This is a genomic window from Catonella sp. (genome assembly GCF_052173895.1).
Lineage (GTDB): Bacteria > Bacillota > Clostridia > Lachnospirales > Lachnospiraceae > Catonella.
The window spans coordinates 1-4868 of the sequence record NZ_JBQMXS010000072.1 but is presented as its reverse complement, the minus strand read 5'-3'; the positions used below and the strand labels follow the sequence as shown (position 1 = coordinate 4868).

At 36.8% G+C, this 4868-nt stretch carries 5 protein-coding genes and 1 other RNA gene; 3 read left to right on the top strand and 3 right to left on the bottom strand.

From position 1 onward, the window contains the following. Positions 1-136: 136 nt before the first annotated feature. From yajC to tgt, 3 genes are all read right to left on the bottom strand, one after another. Positions 137-424, bottom strand: a complete 288-nt coding sequence (gene yajC, locus ACTTG8_RS09590) for a preprotein translocase subunit YajC (protein ID WP_442561890.1) — start codon at positions 422-424, stop codon at positions 137-139. Positions 425-514: 90 nt separating this feature from the next. After that, positions 515-688: a hypothetical protein gene (locus ACTTG8_RS09585; protein ID WP_442561889.1), complete on the bottom strand. Its 174-nt coding sequence runs from the start codon at positions 686-688 to the stop codon at positions 515-517. A gap of 27 nt (positions 689-715) precedes the next feature. Then, positions 716-1846 (bottom strand): tRNA guanosine(34) transglycosylase Tgt, encoded by a 1131-nt coding sequence (gene tgt, locus ACTTG8_RS09580; RefSeq protein WP_442561888.1) that lies wholly within the window; start codon positions 1844-1846, stop codon positions 716-718. Between the two features lie 328 nt (positions 1847-2174). On the opposite strand from tgt, the gene ACTTG8_RS09575 reads away from it, so the two are divergent. The 3 genes from ACTTG8_RS09575 to rnpB form a co-directional block, all read left to right on the top strand. Further along, a complete protein-coding gene (locus tag ACTTG8_RS09575) occupies positions 2175-3119 on the top strand; it encodes a diguanylate cyclase domain-containing protein (protein WP_442561887.1) in 945 nt (314 codons plus the stop codon). A 201-nt stretch (positions 3120-3320) separates the two neighbouring features. Continuing rightward, a complete protein-coding gene (locus tag ACTTG8_RS09570) occupies positions 3321-4598 on the top strand; it encodes an O-acetylhomoserine aminocarboxypropyltransferase/cysteine synthase family protein (RefSeq protein WP_442561886.1) in 1278 nt (425 codons plus the stop codon). 44 nt (positions 4599-4642) lie between these two features. Continuing rightward, an RNA gene (gene rnpB, locus ACTTG8_RS09565) (RNase P RNA component class A) lies at positions 4643-4868 on the top strand; the annotation flags it as partial.

Below are 4868 nucleotides of genomic sequence, written 5' to 3'. Positions count from 1 at the left end.
TACTTGTACCTGCTATTTCTAATATTATATCTATAATTAAAAAGAAAAATAAGTAGTAAATTTTAGGATTACATATAAAAATGGGTTACACTTTTAAAAGGTGCAACCCATTTATTTTTCTAAGAATTATTTTATCTTACTTTTTCTCTGTTGTTTCAGCCTTTGACTGACTAGGTTTCTCAACTTCAACAATAGCAGCCTTTTTCATAGGAATACGGCAGTTCTTATTACTACCAAACTCTACTACCACTATTTCATCCATAATATCAATAACAACACCATAGAATCCTGCTGTAGTAAGCACTGAATCACCAAGTTCAAGGCTTGACATAAGCTCCTGCATCCTCTGTCTTTCCTTTTTCTGTGGCTTAATGCTCATAAAGTACATCATAGCACCTACTACAACTATCCAAACTATCATCATCGGTAGGTATGAACCTAATGACTCTCCACCTGTTCCTGCTGTTAAAACTCCAATCATTTCTTTCTTCCTCCTAAAATTTTAATTTGTATTTTATTTTTTTTCACTAAATTCATCAGCTACAATAAAAAACAGCATAACCGTTGCTATAATTAACAAAATTCCTGATATACCTTTTAAGAAATCGTTGCCATAGATACCCAATAAAATTGCCACTACAAGTAATGCCTGTTCTATAAAATATTTTTTCATAACATTCTTTTTCATAAACATCCTCCCAAAGACTATGTACTTTTATTCTCCAGCCTTAAAACCATCCAGCTTAGCCTTCTTATATGACTGAAATTCACCTTTTTCTATTGCATTCCTTATTTCTTCCATCATATTGTTATAGAAATAAAGGTTATGCATAACCAAAAATCTCATTCCAAGCATTTCACCTGCTTTAAGCAGATGTCTAATATAGGCTCTTGAGTATCTTTTACATACAGGACAATCACAGGTAGCATCAAGTGGCCTGTCATCCAACTCATACTTAGCATTATTTAGGTTCATTTTTCCATGATTTGTATAAGCATGACCATGTCTACCGTTCCTTGATGGATATACACAGTCAAAGAAATCTACTCCACGCTCTACACTTTCAAGTATATTCTCTGGAGTACCCACTCCCATAAGGTAAGTCGGCTTATTCTCAGGAAGATAAGGAACTACCGTTTCCAAGGTCTGATACATTTCTTCATGAGTTTCACCTACGGCAAGTCCTCCTACAGCATAGCCTGCAAGATCCATATCCGATATTCTTTTAGCATTTTCTATACGAATATCCTTATAAACTCCACCCTGATTTATGCCAAAAAGCAACTGGTTCTTATTGATAGTATCAGGTAGGCTGTTCAGCCTGTTAAGTTCATTTTTGCACCTAAGCAACCATCTCTCAGTCCTTGCCACCGACTGCTCCATATACTTTCGCTCACAAGGAAGTCCCGGACATTCATCAAATGCCATAGCGATTGTAGATGCAATATTGGACTGAATCTGCATGCTCTCCTCAGGTCCCATAAATATCTTTCTTCCGTCAATATGGGAAGAGAATTTCACTCCCTCTTCCTTAATCTTTCGAAGTTTAGCTAAAGAAAATACTTGAAAACCACCGGAATCAGTCACAACCGGCTTATCCCACACCATAAACTTATGGATGCCACCAAGTTTTTTAATCACCTCATCACCTGGCCGTAAATGCAAATGATAAGTATTAGAAAGTTCAACCTGTGTCTTTAGGCTTTCTAAATCCTCAGTAGACACTGCTCCCTTGATAGCTGCTGCAGTACCTACATTCATAAAGACAGGAGTCTGAATTACACCATGTACAGTCGTAAACTCACCTCTTTTAGCCGAACCATCTTTACACAAAAGACGATACATAAAATTTCCTTTCAAATTCTTTAATTCTTCTATAAAACACACAACCTTAATTATAATATGGGAATGAAGTTATTTCAATGGTAAAGTTAAAAACTCTTACAAATTTCTTTTCAATGTAAGTCAATTAATTAACTCTTGTCTTGCAACATCCCTCATCCTATGATAAACTTATTCTCTGTAAACTCATAAATAATGGTACCAGTGTTAAAATATAAAAACAGCTTTTGTATTTATAAGTTTTTAACACCCACATCATATATTGCAGTAAATCTGAGCAGTAAAAACACATAAGTCAAATATCAATCAACTATAAATAAGGAGGCATAAAGTGGACTTTTCTAAACTGACAGAGGATCTTTGGCGTAGTTTCTTCTCTAAAGAATGGGAAAAAGCTAAAAAAATGATAGTGGAATGTGTCGCCCCTGAATGTATGATTATAGGAACAGGTGACCATGAATTTTATACTGAATTATCCGAATTTTTAAATTCTTTTGACGATGAAATGGCAGATAGGAATGATGTAGAGTTCCATTTTAAAAATCTATGGTGTAAACCTATAATGCTTGATTCTGAATCCTGTTTTGTATATGGAAAATTTTCTGTTTTAGGAGAAAGTACTGATAACTCTGTTATGATTAACATGGATAGCCGTTTTACCTTTCTCTTCCATAAAATCAATGGTAAATGGAAAATTGTACACATACACCAATCTCTGCCTAATCAAGAACAAGGTGAAGGCGAGTACTATCCTAAAACACTTTTGAAAAGAGTCCAAGAACTTCAGAATGCTAATGAAGAAATGGCTGTTCTCGCAAGTAAGGATGGTTTAACCGGTCTTGACAATTTCCGAACTTTCTGCAACCAGTGGGATGAAAAAAAATATGATCATGGTTGGTTTTTCATATTAGATTTAGACCATTTCAAAGAAGTTAATGACACTTATGGTCATGTAGCCGGAAATGAAGTTCTTGCAAGCATGGGAAAGTTATTTCGCTCTGCTGTTCGTGAGAATGATTTACTCTGCAGAATGGGTGGTGATGAATTTCTAATTTTTTGTGGCAAAATGAAGGATAAAACTGCTGCAACTGAATTTGCTCAAAAACTTATAAGTGATATTCGCAAAGCAGGTAGTTCCAAAGAATACTGGACAACTGTATCAATTGGCGCATCTGAAGTAACACCCGGTATGTCTATGCAAGCAGCCTTAGAAAACGCTGACAGATCTCTATATTCTGTTAAAAGATCAAGACGAGGTGGCTTTGTTGCTACATAATTATTATAAAAACTAACTCTAATTATTCAATTTGAGTTAGTTTTTTAATTTTACAATAAATTTTTATAACATCTTATAAATTTTATGTATTACAAACTTAGCTAAAAGTGGTAGATTTTATAACCGATTTCGCTTATACTAAACTAGCAAATTTAAAATGCAAGCAATACCCCCAATATATTTATACTAGGAGGATGATTTATGAGTGAATTAAAATTAGGAACTAAATGCCTACAAGCCGGTTATGCACCAAAAAACGGTGAGCCAAGACAACTACCAATAATCCAGTCTACAACTTTTAAATATGATTCTTGTCTGGCCATGGGAAAGCTCTTCAATCTGGAGGCTACCGGATACTTTTATACCAGACTTCAAAATCCTACCAATGACCATGCAGCAGCTAAGATAGCCGCACTTGAAGGTGGAACTGCTGCTATGCTTACCTCCTCAGGACAGGCTGCTAATTTTTTTGCTATTTTTAATATCTGTGAGTGTGGTGACCATCTTATATGTTCATCTTCTATATATGGTGGCACTTTTAATCTCATCGGTGTCACTTTACCAAAAATGGGAATAGAAGTTACCTTCATATCTCCTGATGCCACAGACGAAGAACTTAATGCCGCTTTCAAGCCAAATACCAAGGCTGTATTTGGCGAAACCCTTGCAAATCCTGCACTTTCCGTACTTGATATAGAAAGATTTGCAAAAATTGCACACGAGCATGGTGTACCTCTCATAGTAGATAATACCTTCCCTACCCCTATAAATTGCCAACCTATTAAGTGGGGAGCAGACATAGTTACACACTCTACCACCAAATATATAGACGGACATGGCAGTGGAGTTGGTGGAGTTATAGTTGATGGTGGAAACTTCGACTGGATGGCTCATGCTGATAAATTCCCGGGTCTCTGTACTCCTGACGAATCTTACCATGGCTTAGTTTATGCAGAGCAGTTTGGTAAAGCAGGAGCTTTTATTACAAAGGCTACTGCACAGCTTATGAGAGACTTTGGTGCTATACAGTCGCCACAGAATGCTTTTCTTGTTAATCTCGGCTTAGAATCTCTTCATGTAAGAATGAGAGAACATTCCAAGAATGGACAGGCTGTTGCAGAGTTTCTTGAAAACCATGAAAAAACTCTAAGCGTAAGCTATCCCGGACTTAAATCAGATAAATACCATAGTTTAGCCAATAAATATTTGACAAACGGCTGCTCCGGAGTAGTTTCTTTTGAAATAAAGGGAGGAAGAGATGCTGCTGAAAAATTTATGACAAAACTTAAGCTCATTGCTATCGAAACTCATGTGGCAGATGCAAAAAGCTGCTGCCTCTGCCCTTCTATCACTACTCACCGCCAGCTTTCAGATGAACAGCTCGCCACTGCCGGCATACCAGCAGGACTTATAAGAATTTCTTGCGGCATTGAAGATGTCGAAGATTTGATAGAAGATATAAAACAAGCCTTAAATTAATCATCTCCTTGTCAACTTCTCTCTTTTATGATAAACTATTTAATTGAGAAACACAGATGATCGCGCCTGTAATAGGTGAGGAAAGTCCGGGCTTCATAGGGCAGGATGCCAGATAACGCCTGGTGGAGGCGACTCCCAGGAAAGTGCAACAGAAAATAACCGTCCGGTTTAGCCGGATAAGGGTGAAAAGGCGTGTGTAAGAGACCACCGCTCTTTTGGTAACAAAGGAGGCCATGTAAACCCCATCCGAAGAAAGACCAAATATAAAGC

Bases quoted from the DNA above. Each gene is read 5' to 3' on its own strand.
- ACTTG8_RS09570 (WP_442561886.1), top strand. From the start codon at position 3,321: ATGAGTGAATTAAAATTAGGAACTAAATGCCTACAAGCCGGTTATGCA.
- ACTTG8_RS09585 (WP_442561889.1), bottom strand. From the start codon at position 688: ATGAAAAAGAATGTTATGAAAAAATATTTTATAGAACAGGCATTACTT.
- yajC (WP_442561890.1), bottom strand. From the start codon at position 424: ATGATGATAGTTTGGATAGTTGTAGTAGGTGCTATGATGTACTTTATG.
- tgt (WP_442561888.1), bottom strand. From the start codon at position 1,846: ATGTATCGTCTTTTGTGTAAAGATGGTTCGGCTAAAAGAGGTGAGTTT.